At 41.8% G+C, this 19026-nt stretch carries 24 protein-coding genes; 9 read left to right on the forward strand and 15 right to left on the reverse strand.

What is annotated here, in order from left to right:
• Positions 1-19: 19 nt before the first annotated feature.
• From ribD to SOI84_RS03120, 3 genes are read right to left on the reverse strand one after another with little or no spacing between them, the layout of a single operon-like run.
• Complete coding sequence (gene ribD / locus SOI84_RS03110) at positions 20-1075, reverse strand: bifunctional diaminohydroxyphosphoribosylaminopyrimidine deaminase/5-amino-6-(5-phosphoribosylamino)uracil reductase RibD (RefSeq protein WP_320674957.1); 1056 nt, start codon at positions 1073-1075, stop codon at positions 20-22.
• A gap of 40 nt (positions 1076-1115) precedes the next feature.
• Complete coding sequence (locus SOI84_RS03115; RefSeq protein ID WP_320674958.1) at positions 1116-1655, reverse strand: DUF3122 domain-containing protein; 540 nt, start codon at positions 1653-1655, stop codon at positions 1116-1118.
• Between the two features lie 49 nt (positions 1656-1704).
• A complete protein-coding gene (locus SOI84_RS03120) occupies positions 1705-1968 on the reverse strand; it encodes a hypothetical protein (protein ID WP_414153610.1) in 264 nt (87 codons plus the stop codon).
• Between the two features lie 86 nt (positions 1969-2054).
• Here SOI84_RS03120 and cbiE point away from each other — a divergent pair, with 86 nt between their 5' ends.
• The gene (cbiE, locus tag SOI84_RS03125) at positions 2055-3356 is read left to right on the forward strand and encodes a precorrin-6y C5,15-methyltransferase (decarboxylating) subunit CbiE (RefSeq protein ID WP_320674959.1); all 1302 of its coding nucleotides are present in this window, start codon (positions 2055-2057) and stop codon (positions 3354-3356) included.
• Positions 3357-3365: 9 nt separating this feature from the next.
• Here the strand turns inward: cbiE and SOI84_RS03130 are convergent, their stop codons facing one another.
• From SOI84_RS03130 to pheS, 3 genes are all read right to left on the reverse strand, one after another.
• The gene (locus SOI84_RS03130) at positions 3366-3881 is read right to left on the reverse strand and encodes a DUF192 domain-containing protein (protein WP_320674960.1); all 516 of its coding nucleotides are present in this window, start codon (positions 3879-3881) and stop codon (positions 3366-3368) included.
• Positions 3878-4786 carry an NAD(+) kinase gene (locus tag SOI84_RS03135; protein ID WP_320675334.1) on the reverse strand — a complete coding sequence of 303 codons (909 nt, stop codon included), beginning with the start codon at positions 4784-4786 and terminating at the stop codon, positions 3878-3880. Before SOI84_RS03135 ends, SOI84_RS03130 begins: the two co-directional genes overlap by 4 nt.
• Before the next feature lie 106 nt (positions 4787-4892).
• Positions 4893-5900 (reverse strand): phenylalanine--tRNA ligase subunit alpha, encoded by a 1008-nt coding sequence (gene pheS / locus SOI84_RS03140; protein WP_320674961.1) that lies wholly within the window; start codon positions 5898-5900, stop codon positions 4893-4895.
• Between the two features lie 74 nt (positions 5901-5974).
• Between pheS and surE the strand changes: the two genes are divergently transcribed.
• Positions 5975-6784: a 5'/3'-nucleotidase SurE gene (gene surE / locus SOI84_RS03145; protein ID WP_320675335.1), complete on the forward strand. Its 810-nt coding sequence runs from the start codon at positions 5975-5977 to the stop codon at positions 6782-6784.
• On the opposite strand, the gene SOI84_RS03150 is transcribed toward surE, so the two are convergent.
• Positions 6769-7344 (reverse strand): DUF3611 family protein, encoded by a 576-nt coding sequence (locus SOI84_RS03150; protein WP_320674962.1) that lies wholly within the window; start codon positions 7342-7344, stop codon positions 6769-6771. The two genes, surE and SOI84_RS03150, sit on opposite strands and share 16 nt — an antisense overlap.
• A gap of 36 nt (positions 7345-7380) precedes the next feature.
• Here SOI84_RS03150 and SOI84_RS03155 point away from each other — a divergent pair, with 36 nt between their 5' ends.
• From SOI84_RS03155 to SOI84_RS03180, 6 genes are all read left to right on the forward strand, one after another.
• A complete protein-coding gene (locus SOI84_RS03155; RefSeq protein ID WP_320675337.1) occupies positions 7381-8319 on the forward strand; it encodes a bifunctional riboflavin kinase/FAD synthetase in 939 nt (312 codons plus the stop codon).
• Between the two features lie 166 nt (positions 8320-8485).
• Positions 8486-9532, forward strand: coding sequence for a thiamine phosphate synthase (locus SOI84_RS03160; RefSeq protein WP_320674963.1), 1047 nt, complete (start codon positions 8486-8488; stop codon positions 9530-9532).
• The gene (gene thiS / locus SOI84_RS03165) at positions 9529-9735 is read left to right on the forward strand and encodes a sulfur carrier protein ThiS (RefSeq protein WP_320674964.1); all 207 of its coding nucleotides are present in this window, start codon (positions 9529-9531) and stop codon (positions 9733-9735) included. The genes SOI84_RS03160 and thiS overlap by 4 nt, the downstream gene beginning before the upstream one ends.
• A 58-nt stretch (positions 9736-9793) precedes the next feature.
• On the forward strand, positions 9794-10735 hold the full coding sequence (locus tag SOI84_RS03170; RefSeq protein ID WP_320674966.1) for a DUF1517 domain-containing protein: 942 nt from the start codon (positions 9794-9796) through the stop codon (positions 10733-10735).
• Positions 10736-10842: 107 nt separating this feature from the next.
• Entirely contained in the window at positions 10843-11034 is a 192-nt protein-coding gene (locus SOI84_RS03175; RefSeq protein WP_320675495.1) for a hypothetical protein, read from the forward strand.
• Positions 11035-11102: 68 nt separating this feature from the next.
• The gene (locus SOI84_RS03180; RefSeq protein WP_320674967.1) at positions 11103-11258 is read left to right on the forward strand and encodes a hypothetical protein; all 156 of its coding nucleotides are present in this window, start codon (positions 11103-11105) and stop codon (positions 11256-11258) included.
• Positions 11259-11285: 27 nt separating this feature from the next.
• On the opposite strand, the gene larB is transcribed toward SOI84_RS03180, so the two are convergent.
• The 4 genes from larB to era form a co-directional block, all read right to left on the reverse strand.
• Positions 11286-11948, reverse strand: a complete 663-nt coding sequence (gene larB / locus SOI84_RS03185) for a nickel pincer cofactor biosynthesis protein LarB (RefSeq protein WP_320674968.1) — start codon at positions 11946-11948, stop codon at positions 11286-11288.
• Positions 11945-12385 (reverse strand): TIGR03792 family protein, encoded by a 441-nt coding sequence (locus SOI84_RS03190; RefSeq protein ID WP_320674969.1) that lies wholly within the window; start codon positions 12383-12385, stop codon positions 11945-11947. Before SOI84_RS03190 ends, larB begins: the two co-directional genes overlap by 4 nt.
• Positions 12382-13608, reverse strand: a complete 1227-nt coding sequence (gene trmD / locus SOI84_RS03195) for a tRNA (guanosine(37)-N1)-methyltransferase TrmD (RefSeq protein WP_320674970.1) — start codon at positions 13606-13608, stop codon at positions 12382-12384. The genes SOI84_RS03190 and trmD overlap by 4 nt, the downstream gene beginning before the upstream one ends.
• A gap of 136 nt (positions 13609-13744) precedes the next feature.
• Positions 13745-14689 (reverse strand): GTPase Era, encoded by a 945-nt coding sequence (gene era / locus SOI84_RS03200; protein ID WP_320674971.1) that lies wholly within the window; start codon positions 14687-14689, stop codon positions 13745-13747.
• Between the two features lie 53 nt (positions 14690-14742).
• Between era and SOI84_RS03205 the strand changes: the two genes are divergently transcribed.
• A complete protein-coding gene (locus SOI84_RS03205; RefSeq protein ID WP_320674972.1) occupies positions 14743-15267 on the forward strand; it encodes a hypothetical protein in 525 nt (174 codons plus the stop codon).
• Between the two features lie 15 nt (positions 15268-15282).
• Here SOI84_RS03205 and SOI84_RS03210 read toward each other — a convergent pair whose 3' ends face one another.
• The 4 genes from SOI84_RS03210 to ffh form a co-directional block, all read right to left on the reverse strand.
• Complete coding sequence (locus tag SOI84_RS03210; RefSeq protein ID WP_320674973.1) at positions 15283-16020, reverse strand: Bax inhibitor-1 family protein; 738 nt, start codon at positions 16018-16020, stop codon at positions 15283-15285.
• An 80-nt stretch (positions 16021-16100) separates the two neighbouring features.
• Entirely contained in the window at positions 16101-17069 is a 969-nt protein-coding gene (locus SOI84_RS03215) for a PhoH family protein (RefSeq protein WP_320674974.1), read from the reverse strand.
• A gap of 8 nt (positions 17070-17077) precedes the next feature.
• Positions 17078-17470, reverse strand: coding sequence for a 30S ribosomal protein S16 (gene rpsP / locus SOI84_RS03220; protein WP_320674975.1), 393 nt, complete (start codon positions 17468-17470; stop codon positions 17078-17080).
• Between the two features lie 82 nt (positions 17471-17552).
• Complete coding sequence (gene ffh / locus SOI84_RS03225; RefSeq protein ID WP_320674976.1) at positions 17553-19016, reverse strand: signal recognition particle protein; 1464 nt, start codon at positions 19014-19016, stop codon at positions 17553-17555.
• Positions 19017-19026: the final 10 nt, after the last annotated feature.

The following is a 19026-nucleotide window of genomic DNA, read 5'->3' on the forward strand; positions in this document are numbered from 1 at the left end:
TAAGGAAGGTAAACCAGCCTCACTCAAGCAAAGCCCTAACAAGCAAGTCTTGTCCAAAAGTTTTTTTCGAAATGGTTTTTAGAGTAAAGGCATCTTCAACTGAATAAAGGCCAAGCTCAGAAAGAGGAGTTCCTGCAGGGACCCCTCCCAGAAGCTTAGGCGCAAGCATCATTGCAATTTCCTGAACACAACCCTGTTTAATTGCAATAGAAGCAAGTTTTGGGCCACATTCCCAAAGAACAGAATTGCATCCCATTTCAGCCAATGAATGAAGCAAATCAATTGGTTCGGAAGATCTCAACTTAATTTTTCCAGGCCCCTTTGGGAGGTTGGATAACAACTTCTTGGGAACCTCTGGTCCATAAGCGATAAGTGTTCTAGAAATCGAAGTATCCCAAATTCTTGAATTTTCTGGCAAATCAAGGCTTCTACTAAAAACTACTCGTATTGGTTCTGGCGTTGATTTGCCTCTAGAGGTCAATAAAGGGTCATCTCTTCTAACAGTTTCGCCTCCAACAATTACAGCATCAACCTTTGCTCTTAGAGAATGCACCCAATCTCGAGACTTTTCATTTGTAATCCATTTACTAGCACCATTAGGAAGAGAGGTCCGACCATCAAAACTCATAGCCCATTTCATTATTCCCAATGGAAGACCAGTGCGAATTCTATGGATAAAAGCCTTGTTCTGACTAACAGCTAAATCTTCTAATACACCAGTAATAACCTCTAACCCGCCATCCCTTAGACGCTCTAACCCTGCACCTGACACACGTGAATCAGGATCTTGCAAGGCAACTACTACCCTCCTCAGACCTGAAGACAAAACCAAATCAGTACATGGAGGTGTTCTCCCTTGATGGCAACAAGGCTCCAAGGTAACGACCAAGGTTCCACCTTTTGCTTGATCACCAGCCTGATTAAGCGCTCCGACCTCAGCATGAGGAAGACCTGCACGAGCATGAAAGCCTTCCCCGACAAGAAAACCGCTTTCATTAATCACTACCGCTCCAACCAATGGATTAGGGCTTGTTCTGTTTTGGCCCAAAGCAGCTAATTGCAATGCACGCTGCATCCATGGTTCCCAAGGGCTTTTCACAAAATCACTCTTTTTTTCAAGACTTAGCAGGGTTATCTAATGATCGCCATTCACCAACTACGTAAGGAGGAACTGGTAATTCGGTGAAAACATTTGTTAAACACAATCTAAGAGGCCTATTGTTATTCAAATCAGTCAACAAAGGTGTGAGATCGAATTCTGCTGCTGCCTCCCTTGGATCTTTTGCTAGCTTTTCATTTAACAGCGTGATGTCTTCCAAAAACCAAGTTCTTAATCCTGCCTGAACCCTAAGCGCCATAGGGTGATCGAGACGAAGTGTTCCTGGATATCCAACAACTCTCAAAGTACTCTTTGAATCTAAATTGCCATCTCTATATGCCACCATTTGCCATGTTTGTGATTCAAGATCTCTAAGACTTTCTACACTACGGACCAATTTCACACCATCGTCACTTTGAAAACTTTGCAATTTTGCATGAGCTGAATGGGGATAAACAAAAAGGTTGGAAAATACAACCAGAAAAAATAATGCGACTTTGCTTAACAAAAGAAGTCTTTTTGAAGAAGAGCTATGAGATGTTTTTTGATACGTCATGAACTGCAATGCTATTTCTAAGCTTTGATTAGAGGAGATTTTCAAAAGGTTATTCTTGCTCAGCATCAAGAAGAGCATCAATAGTAATAGCCGTTCGAACAAGGGCTTGATATCGCTTTAGCACACGGTGGTTTCTATCTAACCAACGAGCAGGATCCTCAGAAGACTGGCTAAGCCTGCCAGGCTTAACCGAAGGCGCCTCGTCATCAATCAACTCCAAATCCTTTTGTTGTTGTATGAGAGCAATCATCAACTCATGAATACGCCTTCTTCTATTTAATGCATGATGAAAATTTTTGTCTGGATTTTCCACTAATGACAATCCCCTTTCAAGGCTAGAGCTGTGTCGATTTGAAATTCCATCAAAAAACCTACCTCATAAAAGACGAAAATAAACACATGAATGATTCTTCGGGACGAAACCCTATATATGTACTAGGAACCGATGCAGAGGGTATGGAACATCTTGCAATTCATTTGCAAGATTTAGTGCTAACAGCAAAAAGAGTTGCGGCTTCTAAGCGCTTACTAAAGGAATTTCCTAAATGGTGGGGGGAAAACGGAGAAGGAAAACCTATTCCTGAACTTTTTGATATTGGACTAACTAATGAATTGATCAAGTGGTTAAAAAAAGAAACCTCTACAACTGTTCTACTAGCAAGTGGAGATCCGTTATGGTTTGGCATTGGAAGAAAACTAGTAGAAAATTTCTCATCTAAACAACTTGTCTTTCATCCTGCACCAAGCTCCTTACAACTTGCATTCTCAAGGATTGGGAAATCATGGGAAAATACAGACTGGATAAGCCTCCATGGGAGAGACCCAACAGCTTTAGCAAGAAAATTACAACAAAGGCCTGAATCCCTTGCCATACTTACTGACCCTAATAAAGGTGGTGCAAAAGAGGTTCTTGAAATTCTAAAAGGATTAGGGTTAGAGCTTTCATATGCTTTTTGGATCTTTGAACAATTAGGCCATAGCAATGAGAAAGTTTGGCAACTATTACCAAATAATGAAATCAAAGACCCTCTTCATCCACTTCATATGGTTGTGCTTCTTCAAGAAGCACAACCATATGAAGCTGGATTCAGCGAAATTCCCTTATTTGGTTTAGAAGATGGTCTTTTTCTTCAACATAAAGACCGGCCTGGACTAATGACAAAAAGAGAAAACCGAATCCAACTTTTAGCGGACCTTCAATTACCTTCTGAAGGAGTGTTATGGGACTTATGCGCAGGAGTTGGTAGTATCGGATTAGAGGCCTTAAGAATTAGTCCTAAGTTGCAAGTCCTATTAGTTGAGAGGCGTGGTGGCGGCGCAGACATTATTAAACAAAATGCTCTCAGATTGGAAGTTGAACCAAAAGCAATAATAGAAAAAGAAGCGTTCTCTTTCCTAAAAGAAGACAATCTTCCTGAAAGTCTTGCAAATCCAAATAGGATTATTTTAGGAGGCGGTGGAGAAAAACGAATTCACCTCCTAAAGTTAGCTTTAGAAAGACTAACTTTAGGAGGTATTATAGTTATTCCATTAGCTACACTAGAACCAATTAATGAAATCAGGAATCTATTCAAGAAATCAGGATATTCGTTTGCAATTAGTCAACATCAATCCTATCGAGGCTTACCCCTTTCAGAAGGCACTCGACTTTCTCCAGTTAATCCAATCTTTATAATCAAGGGCGTAAGAAAAATCCGTTAATTTGTTTATTTAAAATTCAAAAAATTTCGGAATTGCATTGATAACAAGGGAGTCACCTATACGAATATCTAGGCGTTTTGCTTCGCCAGAGGCCAGTTCTATAACGCCATCAACAACACTTTCAGGTCCATATGTTTCGCAAGGCAAAGAAGAGCACACAGGAACAGCATGTTCTAGTGCAACAACCTTTCCATCAGAAAGAAAAATCATATCCAAAGGAAAAAGTGTTTTATACATCCAAAATTTCACTTGTCTTGGAGGATTAAATAGAAAAAACATGCCTCTTAATTTAAGCAATTCCTTTCGTTTCATTAAACCTATATATTGCTCTTCAAAAGTGTCTGCTAACTCTAAGTAAATACATTCTCCCTTTAAAGTGCATAATTCTGCCTCAAAAGGCAAATATTGAGGATCTATTTGTTGATTCTCATGACAATCTCCTTTAAGAATAAGACCTAAAAAGACAAAAAGTGAAAGAAAAACATATTTAAAAATTCTATCGGAGTATATTTTTTTTTGCTTCATTGCTTATCTGGCTTTGCCACATGAGGGAGCCCCCAGCCAAGTTTATTTCTTAAGACTTGGAAAAACTCATGATCAGCAAGCCTTACAAATTTAACTGGATGATCACTTCTACGTATCAAAACTCTGTCCTCTGGCCAGACATAACAACCTGCACTTCCATCAACTACCATCATTAACCTTTCTGGAGTCGCAGGAAAAATCGTCACTGGTTCCTTATCGCTAAAAACAAGTGCCCTAGAAGCCAAAGAGTGGGGCGCAATTGGAGCCAACTGAAGCACTGGACAATCAGGCGTTATTACCGGTCCCCCTGCACTTAATGCATAAGCTGTTGATCCAGTTGGAGTAGAAAGGATTACACCATCAGCTGAAATATCCACCGGAGCGTGGCGACCGATAGCTATTTCAAAATGACACATACTGGTCAAAGGTTCCCTATGTAAAGCCATCTCATTTAGAGAAAGCGCTTCCCAACGCCTTTGCTCACCCCTAAAAACACTTACAACTAAACTTGAACGAGTCTCAACACTCCAATTCATTTCTAGGACTTGATCTAAAGCATTATCTAAATCAGCCAAATATGCTTCAGCTAAGAACCCAAGATGACCTGTATTTATGGTAAGCATTGGAACTTGCAAAGGTGCAGTCTGTCTGGCTGCCGAAAGGACAGTTCCGTCTCCTCCCAGAACAATTGCCAAAGCCATTGACGAGTCAAAGCCATTTGGAACACAAGCGTTGTAACCAAGCATTCGCATATGCTGATCTGGATTTGCAAAACCAACAAGTCCACCAGCACTACTAGCTCTTATGACTGTATGACCAGCATTTTCAAATCTTGACTGAATAGTATTAGCAACCTTTGCGGCTATCTCCTTGCTGTCATTTACGATCAGTCCAATTCGTGGCACCGATCGCATTAAATAAACTACAAGCCCATATTAATAAAAAGTCTTCACTTTTGGAGCAGAACAATTCAAAAAATTTTCAACTTTATCTAGGTCTCCTCAACAAGGCCTAAAACTGCTCTAAGAATCGAAGATCACTCGTATAAAAACGTCGAATGTCATCTATACCATGACGAACCATACAAAAACGTTCAACACCAAGACCAGCTGCAAAACCACTCCACCTTTCTGGGTCAAGTCCTAGACCTTCCAAAACCGCAGGGTCAACCATTCCGCAACCCATAACCTCCAACCATCTACCCCGCCATTGAACATCTACCTCTGCAGAAGGCTCAGTAAAAGGGAAATAACTTGCACGAAAGCGAACAGGCAAATCACCAAAAAAGGCTGTTAGAAATGCCATCACAGTTCCTCTCAAATGACTAAAGTCCAAGCCTTCATCAATTGCTAAAACTTCAACCTGATGAAACACAGGCGAATGTGTTGCATCAACAGCATCTCTCCTGTAAACCCTTCCAGGAGCGACTATCCGCACTGGCGGCCGATTCTCTTTCAAATATCTAATCTGCACAGGGGAAGTATGTGTTCTCAATAATCTTTCTGCACCCAAATAAAATGTATCCTGCATATCACGTGCAGGATGATCTTCAGGAATATTTAAAGCAGTAAAGTTGTACTCATCTGTTTCAATTTCAGGTCCTTCAGCAACTGAATAACCCAAACCACAGAATAAATCAACAATATTTTCAGTTGTAGTTATTAAAGGGTGTCTATGCCCAAATGGGATGCCAGTAGGAGTTGCAGTTACATCTAACGTCTCAGATTCAAGCCTTTCAGTCATCGCCTGAGCTTTTAACAGCTCAAGACGTTCAGAGAGCAAGGTTTGCAAATGCTTTTTTAACAAATTTGCTCTTTGTCCCACTATTGGCCTTTCTTGGTTAGACAGACTTGCCATTGCTCCTAAAACACTTGACAAACGACCTTTCTTCCCCAGAAGACCTACTCTTATTTTCTCAAGAGAGACAGAATCTTTTGCAGCATCGATTTCTAATGCAGCTTCTGCCTCCAATAACTCCAACTGGTCAGTAAGTTGTGTAAGGGAATTTTCGAATTTCAAAACAACTATCTCAAGATGAAATACTTTAAACACCCATCAGAAAACTACCGAGAAACAAGCAGCTCCTTTATGCAATTAAGCAGATGAAAATTCTAATAAGCAATGATGACGGGGTATCTTCTTTAGGAATCAGAACACTTGCCTCTGCAGCAATCAACAATGGGCATGAGGTCACAGTAGTAGCACCTGATAAAGAAAGATCTGCAACAGGACATGGCCTAACTCTACAAAACCCAATCCGTGTGGAAAAAGCTAATGAGTTTTTCCCTGATGGAATTGTTTCTTGGAGTTGTAGTGGGACACCTGCTGACTGTATAAAGCTTGCACTTTCCGAACTTCTTAAAACAAAACCTGATCTAGTTCTCTCGGGAATAAATCATGGGCCGAATCTCGGTACCGACATTTTTTGCTCAGGAACTGTCGCAGCCGCTATGGAAGGAACACTTGAAGGGTTGCCATCAATGGCAGTAAGCATCGCATGCTATCAATGGCAAGATTTCAGGGGCGCATCAAGAATCGCCTTAGAGATTGCTGAAAAGGCATTAATAAGCAAATGGCCTAGCAGCTTACTTCTGAATCTAAATGTCCCACCTTGTGATCCTGAGAAAATGGGCCCACTAAGTTGGACAAGACTATCAATCAGGCGATATGAGGAACAATTTTGTAAACGTCAAGACCCTAGAGGAAGCACATATTTCTGGCTCGCTGGAGAACTCGTGAAAGATTTAGAATCTGCCGGCGATGGTCCAAAAAAATGGCCTAGTGATGTAGCTCAAATAGAAGCAAATGCTCCCTCCTTAACCCCAATCCAACCAGACCTTTTTTGGCGAGGCTTGATCGAAGATCTTCCTGAAATAAAACCAGTGAATCAACCTGTTCGATAAATTCTTTGCAAAAGCCAAAGGGACAGAATTAATCCTATGAGATGCGCAAATAAAACTTGCGTATTGCTTAAGACAGAAAGCATTTCTATAGAGGTGATGGGATATCCCACAAGACTGGTCCCTGAATTCCCCCCCATCGGCGAACCAAAAAAACCAGGAGCCTGTAATGAAGCTTGTACAAAAAGACTTCCTGCTAAAGACTGATAACCAATCGAAGAAAAAACCAACCCAAGTAAATCAACAATTACTCCGCGCTTTAATAAGCGACTAGTTTCTCCCCTGCTAGGCCTTACCCCACTATCAAGTGCTCTTCCTGTACGAACTATCAACCAACCCTGCCAAAGGCTATAAAGAAGTACAAAGAACGCCAAAGTGGTAAGGGACAAACCAGGTCCCAATCCCAATGCCCGTTCAGAATTTCGAGCCAAACGCCCTCCAATGTTATTAAAAATCAAAACACCCACAACAACTACACCAAGGGTTAGCTGTACCCAAAAACGAATCCAGCCCATTCGGCGTAACCCCCGGGAAAGAAGCTGAAAGTCCAATCGGTCAGCCATGAAGGATTTAACGACACTCGTCCAAACTTGCCATCAATGTCAGGAGTCTGCACGCAACTAGTGATACCTCTCTGCTCTCCCAAACAAGCAAAAACCCCAACGTCCCTTGCGTTAGGGAGCTTCGACGGCCTTCACGCAGGTCATCGAAAAGTGATAGAAGTCGTTGTAAATGATGCCCCGGGGATACCTAGTGTGGTGAGTTTCTGGCCTCACCCCAGAGAAATACTCTATTCAGAACCAAGACTGAGATTGGACTTACCTAGCGAAAAAACTTCTCTTTTATCTCCTCTGGGTGTCAAGCAATTAATTCTTGTACCTTTTAATCTAGGGCTTGCCTCAGTGAGAGCTGAAGATTTCTTCCATGAAATGCTTATACAGACTCTCAATGCTCGTCGTATTGCTGTCGGTGCCAACTTCCGTTTTGGTCACAATCGGGAAGGGGACGTCAATACACTTAGGGAACTTGGCAAGACCTCTGGAGTTGAAATTTTAGTAATGCCAATACTTAAAGATAAAGAAGGTCGTATGAGTAGTAGTCGCATACGTAAAGCCCTAGCTGAGGGGAATCTAAAGAGAGCAAAAAGTCTTATGGGTCGGCCATATAAATTGACTGGAAGAGTTGTTCAAGGACGTGGTTTAGGCAGCAAAATCGGATGGCCAACTGCAAACTTGCAAGTTGATGGCCGCAAATTCCTCCCCTGTCTTGGTGTTTATGCGGCCTTTGCATGGATCAACAAAACCAAAGAGCCACTGCCTGCTGTTATTAACCTTGGTCCTCAACCTACTGTTGACCCTTGCTCACCATCCGCTGTGGAAGTTCACCTCTTAAACCAAAAAAAAGATTTATTAGGAGAAAACCTAACAATTCAACCTATAAAAAAACTTAGAGATCAAAAACGCTTTGAAAGCATGGAAGATTTGAGTTCACAAATTGGCCTAGATGCTGAAGTGGCTCTTAGACATTTAAGGATATAAACGGGAATTGCTCATCCCGCTGAAGGATATGCATTCCCCAATCCCCAAACAATGAACGCTCCAATCCCACCAATCAAAACTATTCCCCAAATAAACAAATTTATGAGGCTCTGTGAATCACTGTTCTCCATGAACCTTCCAAGCGATCGTTCTTTCCAAGCCTGGCATGAAATCAATGTCTAAGGAACCACTTGTAGATCAACGTATCGAACAACTCATAGACGCTAACCTTGATAGAGGTAGAGAAGGTTTGCGAGTTATTGAAGAGTGGTGTCGTTTTGGACTGAAGAATAAAGAGCTTCTTGTCAAACTTAGAGATTGGCGTCATCAACTAGGTTTAAATCATCAAGACTCTTATAAAAAGGCTCGTTCGCCTTTGTCAGATCCAGGAATAGGACTTACTCACCCATCTCAAGAGAAAAGGTTGGCACCTCTACAAGTAGTTGCCGCAAACTGTTCAAGAGTGCAAGAAGCAATGAGAGTTCTTGAAGAGTTCACTCGTACATCAAACCCTTTACTGTCAAAAGTTGCCAGTGATATACGTTACGGAATTTATGAAGTTGAACTAAAAATCTTTAGTTGCTCTGACAAAGAGAAACGTTACAAGAAACTAGCCAAATGCAAGCTTTGTTTAATCACCTCTCCCAGCCAAAACCTATTAGAGACTATTGAGAAAGGACTAAATTCAGGAGTAAGAATGGTTCAATATCGAACAAAAGAAGCCGACGATTTGACAAAACTTTCTGAAGCAAGAAGGCTAATAAAGCTTTGTCGGAAACATGACGCTCTTTTTATAGTCAATGACAGAGTTGACATTGCCCTTGCGGTAGGGGCTGATGGTGTACACCTAGGGCAAAATGACATCCCAATTCAGTTTGCAAGACAATTACTTGGCAATGAAAAGCTAATAGGACTTAGCACGCACTCTCTTAAAGAACTTCAATTAGCAGAGGAAGCAGGTTGCGATTATCTAGGAGTGGGGCCTGTTAATAAAAGCCAAACAAAACCGGGTTTAAACAGTCAAGGGATTGACGTTATAAGGGAAGCCTCTTCAAGAGCTCATCTACCTTGGTTTGCAATTGGTGGAATTAATACCACTAATATTCAAGAGCTGGTTACTGTAGGAGCAAAACGAATAGCCGTTTGCGCTGCGATAATGACCGCAGACGACCCCTCAAGGGCAACCTTGGAACTTTTAGAAGCCCTTCAATGAAATTACAGATAAATGGTGAAACAAAGTCCCTTCAGCTTCAACAAGAAAACCTTTCCAATTTAATTAACCGAATAGGTCACGACCCTCGAACTGTAGTGGTTGAATTAAATGGATCGATCCTTAGATCTGATCAATGGGAAAGTCAGGGGCTAAAAGAAGGCGACGTCATTGAAATCGTCACAATAGTTGGAGGCGGTTCCTAAAGTCTTGGTAATTAGGAGAAAGGAATTGCATCGATTATCCGAATTCAAATCAGCAAAAATGATCAAACGTCTTCTCTCAGCCTTTCTAATACCCATTGTTCTAACTGCTCTTTTACTCATCTATCCTCAACCAAGTAACGCAGCTAAAGGTGGACGGATTGGTGGAGGAAGTTTTCGAGCTCCATCCATGCCACAAACAGGAGGCTATAGAGGCGGTGGAGGTTATCGCGGGGGATATGGAGGGGGATATGGAGGAGGTTATCGAGGAGGGGGCATTGGCTTCCCATTTATATTTCCATTTTTCTTCGGAGGCGGTGGCCTTTTTGGTTTTTTTATTCTCATGGCAATTGTGGGAGTCTTAATTAATGCGCTTAAGGGCGGAAACAATTCATATCAGTCAATTAATCAAACAAACTCTCTGAACCAAAATGTCACTGCTCCAGTGACAATTATTCAAATGCAAGTAGGGCTTTTAGCTACTGCCAAAAACTTACAGCAGGAGCTTCGAACACTGGCTGAACAAGCGGATACTAATAATCCCGATGGCTTGCAAAGAGTTCTTCAAAACACAACCCTTTCTCTTCTTCGTCAGCCTCATCTATGGGTCTATGCAAATACAGAAACTGGAAAAGTCCCTTACAACTCTGCTGAAAATACCTTTAACCGTTTATCACTTACTGAAAGAAGCAAATTAAGTGCAGAAATAACCTCCAACTTTTCTGGTGAACTCAATAAAGAAATTTCTCCCGAAGAATTAGCAGGTGAGGCAGATGCCACTAACGAGTTCATAGTCGTAACAATTTTGGCCGCTTGCAAAAGTTCAACTGAAATCAAAACAGAAAATTCAAGCGAAAAATTAAAAGAAGCATTACAAATCCTTGGATCCACCCCATCCTCTGACCTAATTGCACTTGAGGTTATTTGGCAACCCGAAGGAATCGGAGACAAACTTACGTCTGAAGAATTATTGACTTCTTATCCAAATCTCGAGCATTTATGAAGTAGATCAGCCCTACAAAAGCCACCTCATCCCAAAATCTTAATGAAATCTTTCGCCAAGATTGTGCAACATGAGCAAAATCTTGGCATCAACACAGATATCTTGACATGACAATAAACCTACAGCTTCCCTTGCCTGATTACTCGCCTACTGAACCTCGCTCCATGAAATGGGAGTCAAATGGTGAGTTAGCTCATCGTGATCTTTCTGAACTTGTAAATAGACTCCTAGACGTTGAATCACAAAACCACAGCAACGAGCTATCAAGACTTGGCAACAAATACAACGAAACAAGTTAAATCTCTAAGCTCCCCCTTGCGCAAAGGAAATAATTACACCAAGTTTCGTTCAATAAAAAAGGAACAGAATGAGACAAAGAGTTTTGCAATGGGTTAATACCCCAGTATTAATGGAAGCTATGGCGAGGTATGAGCAGGGCCGATTACCCAAATCAATGATGCTTTGGGTAGAGCAGTTGCTAGAAATTAAATCAAATAAAAACTCAAGCATATTGCGAAACTAAACCCAGCTAAATAAATAGGTTTAGTCTCTATTCCAACTGCAAAATACGCAAAGCTGCCATTGCTGCACCATATCCATTATCAATATTCACCACAACTAATCCCGGTGAGCAACTTGAAAGCATTCCTTCAAGAGCGGCTCTTCCTCCAGCACTAACTCCATAACCCACAGAAATTGGAACTCCTATTACAGGCTGAGCTACTAATCCAGCTAAAACAGTTGGCAAAGAACCTTCCATGCCAGCACATGCGATCAAAACTTTAGCGGCCTTTAATCGTTCCAGCTGGGAAAGAAGTCTTTGTAAGTAAGCAACACCTACATCCAAAATAAGCTCTGTTTTTATGCCATGCCATCGCAATGCCAACCCCGCTTCAGCAGCTACAGGCAAATCACTAGTTCCACCACTTAAAACTATTACCTCGCCGAATGTTGAATTCTTTTCATACGGTGAACCTAAGGTTAAGCAACGGGCTTCTGAGTGAAATTGAACTCCACTAAAATCAATTGCTTCTAAAACAATATCAGCCTTATTTCTATCAACTCGAGTGACAAGAGCTGCTTGTCCTTCAGCTTTAAAACTGCGCAAAATAGCCACTATCTGATCAGAGGTCTTATGTTCCCCCCAAACAGCCTCAATCATTCCCAATCGAGAAAGACGTTCAAAATCAATCCTTGCTTCTTGATAAGTCACTGAGGCAATAGTTCACCTTCAAAAAGTAGGGGGAAAGGGTTCCCCTTTAAATCTCTTGTGAGATCTTTCGCTAAAGCCTCAAAATCTTCCTGTATCTGATCTATCTCTGATTTAGGAATTGATTTCCATTCCTCACGGCTTGCCCAACTAATTAGTAAAACTGCTTGTTCATTCTGATCATCCCAAAACAACTGCCGTCCAAGGAAACCTTGCTTTTTCGCTAACCATGGCTCCCAAGAATCCTTTTCAGCCTTTAACCAAGCCTCGCGTTTCTCCGAAGGAACGCTAAGCCGCAAATGCTCAACAATGACGTCCTCATTCATCCTTGCGTATGCCTCACTAACGTTTAAAAAATCAATCATCAAAACACTAAGTAAAAGAGAAAACAAGATTAAAAGCTTAGGCAATATTTTTGTCATAGCAGAACTAAATCTCATTTGCGCGCTAGTAAGGCTACTGCCTGTGAACTAATTCCTTCCTCACGTCCCTCTGCGCCAAGGAGTTCATTTGTAGTTGCCTTTACCCCAACCGAACCAATGTCTAACTCAAGTCTTTTAGCAAGATTAAGCCTCATAAAGTCAATATGAGGCTTAAGTTTTGGCCGCTCTGCAACAACAACCGCATCAATATTCACTACCTTCCAACCTCTTTCATCTATAAGCACTGCAACCTTTTCTAAAAGCTCCAAACTGTCAGCCCCCTTCCACATCGGGTCCTCAGGGGGGAAATACTTTCCAATGTCACCAAGGGCTAGTGCTCCAAGCAAAGCATCCATTACTGCATGTACAAGAACATCTGCATCACTGTGGCCATCTAAACCTAAGCCTTCTGGATGTTCTAGCAAGACTCCGCCAAGGATTAATGGTCGTCCAGCAACTAACCGATGAATGTCGTAACCGTTGCCAACTCGAAAATCCAAAAGTTTTACACCTGATAAATCCATTCTCGATATAAAAGCAGAGTTTTGTCTTTCTTTCCAAGCTCTATAAAGTTCCGGGCGACGAATCTTTGTCCTTATTTCCCGCTGATTCTGTCTCCAACTAGAAATTGCAGAATGATCCCCACTTCTTAAAACATCAGGAACACGTTTTCCACGGAATTCTGCAGGCCTTGTGTAATGCGGATGATCTAACAAACCTGCGTTATGACTTTCATCTAACAAAGATTCCGGCGAACCAACAGTTCCAGGTAGTAATCTCACTACACCATTGATAATTACCAGTGCAGGAATCTCCCCACCTGTAAGAACAAAGTCTCCTATCGAAATCTCTTCGTCAGCAAGATCTCTAATCCGTTCATCAAAGCCCTCATAATTCCCACATATCAATATCAACTGTTCATATTTATCGGCCCATCGCTTTAAATCGGCATGAACTAATTTGTTCCCTTGGGGAGTTAACAAAATTTTTCTTGATCGTGTATTTAATGGGATTGACTCAAAGGCATTGTAGATAGGCTCCGGTTTAAGAACCATGCCTACTCCCCCACCATAAGGCTCGTCATCTACCTTTCGATAACTGTCTTTTGAGAAATCCCTGGGATTGTGAGTGAAGATTTCAACAAGATTTGATTGAAAAGCCCTTCCTATTACACCAAGCCCACTCAACATATCAAAAGCTTGTGGGAAGAGACTTATCACATCAACTCGATAAGGCTGCATACCCTTTAAGACTCCATAGTCAAAGTAATGAAGCTTTGAAAAACTAATAATACAAAAAATCTAAGCCTAAAATTACAATTAAAAAGAGTAGCAAGTTTCAAATCACCCTAAAAGATGGGAAGCAATTAATACCTTATCAAACCTCCTTGTAACCAAGCTCTGACAAAAGAGAAGCCTTGCTTCGCCAAGCTGGAACTATTTTTACAAATAATTCCAAATAAACAGGTCCATTAATCAGATTCTGCATCTGTAACCTAGCTGCTTTACCAATAGCTTTCAACATCGAACCCCCCTTTCCTATCAAAATGCCCTTCTGGCTTTTGCGCTCAACAAAAACCGTTGCCAAAACACCTGTGTGTTCTGGTTTGCCTTTATTAGTATTCTTTCTTCGAATATCTTCAACCCGTTCTATCTTCACTGCAACACTATGCGGGATTTCCTCTCTAGTGTGTAGTAAGACCTGTTCTCTTATTAGTTCTGCAAGCAAAAGATTTTCTGGCTGATCTGAGATCATATCTGGAGGATAAAGCTGTGGTCCAATAGGAAGTTTCTTTGAGATTGCATTTATCACTTCTTTACATCCATCTCCTTGAACTGCACTGCAAATGTAAATAGGCCATGAGGTATCTGACATGATTCTTTGATAGAAATCAAAAAAATTACTTCTTTCTTTTTCTGAGACAAGATCCCACTTATTCAAAACAGCCAACACTGGCAATTTTTGTCTTTTAAGTAAATCGACTATGAATGCATCTCCTTTTCCGGGAAGTTCGGAGCCATCAAACATAAGGACAATAAGATCGACTTCGCCAATAGTTGAACGTGCACTCTTAACGAGTCTTTCACCTAATAAGTGATGTGGTTTATGTATGCCAGGAGTATCTACAAATACTATCTGTGAGTCAGAAGTTGTGAGTATTGCCTTAAGGCGATTCCTAGTTGTTTGAGCTACCGGTGATGTGATCGCAACCTTCTCGCCTATAAGGCAATTGACTAAAGTTGACTTACCGACGTTAGGCCTACCAATAAGAGCTACAAACCCTGAACGATGATTTGGAGGAGTCGATTGAAAAAAGGCCATAGCCTTATGGAATACTCATATCAATAGCGTGCCAACAACAATACCTATAAGCCATGACCAAATCTAAACCCAGTTTCCAACAAGCAATTGAATTTTCAGCCCTCTGGATTAAAGCCTGGGAAGTAGGCGAATTAAGTGACGAGGTTCTTGCGGACAGGATTGCTGAACTAATAGAAACTCATAATGGCATGAGAGGTTTCTTTGCTATAGCTCTTTCAATAGACTCTCCACTCCTTGATAGGCTCCCAGAACCAATTGTCATACAACTTCGTAGCTCTGGAGAGAAAGTTGTAGACATAACAGTAAAAAATCTTGCAATGAGTAGTGCAATGGCTTTAGTTCACCAAAGAAATTTTGACCAGGAATTACAAAGCAAGTCAGAAAGAGTAACTGCCAGATGCAAAGAACTACTTAAATTGCTTGAACCGAACGAAGTCAAGTCTCGATTAGAAAAGATTCTGAAAGCTACTCAAGGGAAAGGGCAAAAAGAAGACAATAAATTCCTTGAGAAATGGGACTACGATAATGAACAAAAGGAAGCAATCGCTTTAAGTATCTATTCAGTTGCAAGCAATTAATTAAAAATAAAAGTCTTAATCTCTACGTCCGCCTCCTTGAAGGGCAATCATCAACCGCAAGATAAATATAAATAAATTGATATAGGTGAGATACATTCCTAAAGCACCTGCAAGATACTGATCATCCCTATAGGTTCGAGGCATTGTGTAGAAATCTACAAAAGACATTCCCACAAAAAGAACAGTTCCGAAGCCTGCAATCATAAGTTCGAATCCACTTCCACCAAACATCCCTGGAGCAAAAAACCCTCCAACTATCTGAACCAACATTGCAATTATCAAACCAATCAAACCAAGACCAACAACCCCAGATAGTGCTTGGCCAACACTGTCACTCATCTTCCTTCCAACTACGGAGGCAATTGCGAAAGTGATTCCAGTAGCAAGTGCTGCAGTACCAACAGATCCCATACCTGCAGATCCAATCGCAATAGCAACAATTCCGCTAAGAGTAAATCCAGTAATCAAGCTATAAGCTGTTAACAAAGGAAGTGCTGTACTGTTATTTGCCTTCATGGCAACATTCTGTGCCACAAAGAAAAGAATTAGATTTCCAATTAAAGCAACCCAAAATAGAGGCATAAAAAGCCCAGGGTTGCTGACCTGCAAGGAAAGACCGCCGATCACTCCACCGGCAGTCATAATCATGCCCCCTCCTACATAAGGAAGAGCCTTATTAACTACATTTGGTCCTACAAGGGCACTCGATTGTGCCTCTCGGATTGCCTGCTGAAAATTACTGCTTGCTGGCATAACTCACCAGATATCATGACTTAATCACTTTGGCAGGAAAAACTACTTTCTGCTTGTTTTGTTTTGTGCGGATCTCCCTATTATGAGTCCTTTCGAGCATATGCATCAACAACTTTTTGCACAATGCTATGCCTTACAACATCCTCTGCCGTAAGCCTAGAGATTGCTATCCCATCAGTTTTCTCAAGTACATCACAAGCTTCCACTAAACCACTTAAAACTCCCCCAGGAAGATCAATCTGGGTTATATCTCCTGTTACAACCATTCGAGACCTTTCTCCAAGTCGAGTAAGAAACATTTTCATTTGAGCGGAAGTAGTGTTCTGCGCCTCATCAAGTATCACAAAAGAATTTTCTAGAGTCCTACCACGCATGTAAGCAAGAGGGGCAACTTCAATCACACCTTTTTCTAATAAGGCATTTGTTTTTTCCATTCCCAAAAGAGTATGAAAGGAGTCGTATAAAGGACGTAAATAAGGGTCTACCTTCTGTTGTAAATCCCCTGGCAAAAAGCCCAATCTTTCACCCGCCTCAACTGCAGGGCGAGTAAGGACCAAACGTTCTACCTTCCTTTCCATAAGCATTCTTACCGCTAAAACTGCTGCTAAAAAGGTCTTACCTGTACCCGCAGGACCAATCCCAAATGTCAAATCATGAGTCTCCATAGCTTTTATATAAGCCTTCTGACGAATGGTCTTCGGCCTGAGGTGAATTCCACGTTTGCTCCTTACTAAAATATGATCACTTAAAGATGCATGGTCCTCCTTGTAGCCCTTGTCAAAAGCTTTAAATGCCGCCTGAAGATCAACAGAAGAAATAATCTGACCTTCTTGCCACAACGGCCTTATCAGTTCAAGCACTCCTACAGCCTTTTCCAATTGTGTAGGCAAGCCAGCTACAACTAACTCAAGGCCTCTAATTACTAAAGAAGCACCTGTCAAAGCTTCTATTGAATGGAGCGTCTGATTGCCAACCCCTGCTAAAGCAAGAGCAGCATCAGAATCGGGTAGATCGATTACGAAGCGACCTTCAGAGGAAGCTCCCTTCATTGATATCTTCAGGACTCTTTAGTTTCTTCGGCTGAAGCTTCAACTGCCTGTTCAACTTTTTCATCAGAGGGTTTAGAAGCCTTTTCTTTAGAGGCCTGATTTGCAGCCATCTTTCTAGCAAGTTCTTGCTTAGCCTTACCAACTATCTCAGCTTTGCGAACTCGTTTTTCTAAAAGGCCCCCTTTCTCAAGCAAAGCCCTAACAGCATCTGTTGGCTGAGCTCCTTGGCTTAAACGAGTCCTCAAAGCCTCAGTATCTAACCTGGTTTCTTTTGTTCGAGGGTTATAAAAACCTAACTCCTCAAGAGGACGACCATCTCTCCTAGACGTGCTGTTACAAGACACTAAACGGAAACTCGCTTCCCGTTTCTTCCCAAACCGCTTGAGGCGGAGCTTGATCATTTTGGTTCTTAATTTTAGATATTGAAAATCGGCACAAGAGTTTTTCGAACCTGTACCAAGATTCACAATAGCTGGTAGCGGTTCACAAATCACCAAAACCCTTCTTTTTCTTCAATGGCCGTTGTCGTTTTAATGGTCCCCCTTGACCACTTCTGGAAGGGTTAGGCATGCCTCGCATACCTGCCATCTCACCCATACCTCCAGGCATTCCAGGCATTCCTGGCATTCCTGGCATTCCTGGCATTCCCTGCCCCCGAGACATTTGCTGCATAAACCCCCGCATTTTTTGGAAATCAGCTAGGACTTTGTCAACATCTGCCGGGGCATATCCACTCCCCAAGGCAACTCGCCTCCGTCTTGATGGTTGTGCTGCTAAAAGCTCTGGCTGAACTCTTTCTTTAGGAGTCATAGAACCAATCATTGCCTCTATCCGCTTGAACTGCTCTTCTCCTTGCTTAAGCATTCCATCATCAATTTTATTCATTCCAGGAATCATTTTCATTAAGCCACCTAGTGAACCCATCCTTTTTATTAAGCGCATCTGTTTTAAAAAATCAGAAAAGTCAAAAGTTGCCTCTTCCAGCTTCTTTTGCATCTTCTCAACATCAGCAATCTCAACCTCCTTCTGTGCTTTCTCAACCAAAGTAAGTACATCTCCCATCCCAAGGATCCGACTTGCCATCCGTTGTGGATGAAAAGCCTCCAAAGCCTCAACCTTTTCTCCAGTACCAATGAACTTGATTGGCTTTCCACTGATTTTCCTTATAGAAAGGGCTGCTCCACCTCTCGAGTCGCCATCAAGCTTCGTTAAAACAGCACCAGTAATTCCTACCTTTTCATGAAAAGCCTTTGTTAGATCAGCCGCCTCCTGGCCAATCATCGAATCCACTACCAACAAAACCTCATCGGGGTTGACAGCAGAACGAATGCGGACCATCTCCTCCATCATTTCATCGTCAATTTGAAGGCGCCCAGCAGTGTCAACAAGGACTGTGTCAATTGATTCCTCCCTTGCTTTCGCTAGGCCAGCAGCAGCAATATCCTCCGGACTGGCATCCGCCCCTAAAGAGAAAACTTCAACATTTATCTGCTTCCCAAGGGTTTTCAACTGATCAATTGCAGCTGGCCTGTAAACATCTGCCGCAATCATCAAAGTTCTTTTACCTTGATCCCTCAAATAAAGACCTAACTTTGCAGTAGCGGTCGTCTTACCTGCCCCCTGCAACCCGGCCATAAGAACAACCGTTGGAGAAGAATCAGCTATCGCAAGAGGAGCATTGTCTCCCCCCATAACCTCAACTAACTGCTCATGAACAACTTGAATAAATTTTTGATCAGGACTAACACCTCTAACGACCTCAACACCAAAGGCCTTTTCACGAACCTCATCAACAAACTCCTTTGCAACTGGCAAGCTGACATCAGCTTCTAGGAGAGCACGCCTAACATCCTTCAACGCTTGCTCAATGTTGTCTTCACTTATAGAAGCCTGGCCTCGAAGACTTTTTACGGCATCTTCAAAACGGGCTGACAGTTCATCAAACATAAAGTCAATT

The organism is Prochlorococcus sp. MIT 1341 (genome assembly GCF_034092415.1).
In the GTDB taxonomy this organism is placed as follows: domain Bacteria; phylum Cyanobacteriota; class Cyanobacteriia; order PCC-6307; family Cyanobiaceae; genus AG-363-P08.

Excerpts from the sequence above, each read along its gene's own strand:
- SOI84_RS03170 (WP_320674966.1), top strand. The coding sequence starts at position 9,794 with ATGATCAAACGTCTTCTCTCAGCCTTTCTAATACCCATTGTTCTAACT.
- SOI84_RS03155 (WP_320675337.1), top strand. The coding sequence starts at position 7,381 with ATGTCAGGAGTCTGCACGCAACTAGTGATACCTCTCTGCTCTCCCAAA.
- rpsP (WP_320674975.1), bottom strand. The coding sequence starts at position 17,470 with ATGATCAAGCTCCGCCTCAAGCGGTTTGGGAAGAAACGGGAAGCGAGT.
- cbiE (WP_320674959.1), top strand. The coding sequence starts at position 2,055 with ATGAATGATTCTTCGGGACGAAACCCTATATATGTACTAGGAACCGAT.
- SOI84_RS03190 (WP_320674969.1), bottom strand. The coding sequence starts at position 12,385 with ATGAGATTTAGTTCTGCTATGACAAAAATATTGCCTAAGCTTTTAATC.
- SOI84_RS03150 (WP_320674962.1), bottom strand. The coding sequence starts at position 7,344 with ATGGCTGACCGATTGGACTTTCAGCTTCTTTCCCGGGGGTTACGCCGA.
- SOI84_RS03205 (WP_320674972.1), top strand. The coding sequence starts at position 14,743 with ATGACCAAATCTAAACCCAGTTTCCAACAAGCAATTGAATTTTCAGCC.
- SOI84_RS03180 (WP_320674967.1), top strand. The coding sequence starts at position 11,103 with ATGAGACAAAGAGTTTTGCAATGGGTTAATACCCCAGTATTAATGGAA.
- trmD (WP_320674970.1), bottom strand. The coding sequence starts at position 13,608 with ATGCAGCCTTATCGAGTTGATGTGATAAGTCTCTTCCCACAAGCTTTT.
- ribD (WP_320674957.1), bottom strand. The coding sequence starts at position 1,075 with ATGCAGCGTGCATTGCAATTAGCTGCTTTGGGCCAAAACAGAACAAGC.
- SOI84_RS03210 (WP_320674973.1), bottom strand. The coding sequence starts at position 16,020 with ATGCCAGCAAGCAGTAATTTTCAGCAGGCAATCCGAGAGGCACAATCG.
- era (WP_320674971.1), bottom strand. The coding sequence starts at position 14,689 with ATGGCCTTTTTTCAATCGACTCCTCCAAATCATCGTTCAGGGTTTGTA.
- SOI84_RS03130 (WP_320674960.1), bottom strand. The coding sequence starts at position 3,881 with ATGAAGCAAAAAAAAATATACTCCGATAGAATTTTTAAATATGTTTTT.
- SOI84_RS03160 (WP_320674963.1), top strand. The coding sequence starts at position 8,486 with ATGAAATCAATGTCTAAGGAACCACTTGTAGATCAACGTATCGAACAA.
- SOI84_RS03215 (WP_320674974.1), bottom strand. The coding sequence starts at position 17,069 with ATGAAGGGAGCTTCCTCTGAAGGTCGCTTCGTAATCGATCTACCCGAT.
- SOI84_RS03115 (WP_320674958.1), bottom strand. The coding sequence starts at position 1,655 with ATGACGTATCAAAAAACATCTCATAGCTCTTCTTCAAAAAGACTTCTT.
- SOI84_RS03175 (WP_320675495.1), top strand. The coding sequence starts at position 10,843 with ATGACAATAAACCTACAGCTTCCCTTGCCTGATTACTCGCCTACTGAA.
- thiS (WP_320674964.1), top strand. The coding sequence starts at position 9,529 with ATGAAATTACAGATAAATGGTGAAACAAAGTCCCTTCAGCTTCAACAA.
- ffh (WP_320674976.1), bottom strand. The coding sequence starts at position 19,016 with ATGTTTGATGAACTGTCAGCCCGTTTTGAAGATGCCGTAAAAAGTCTT.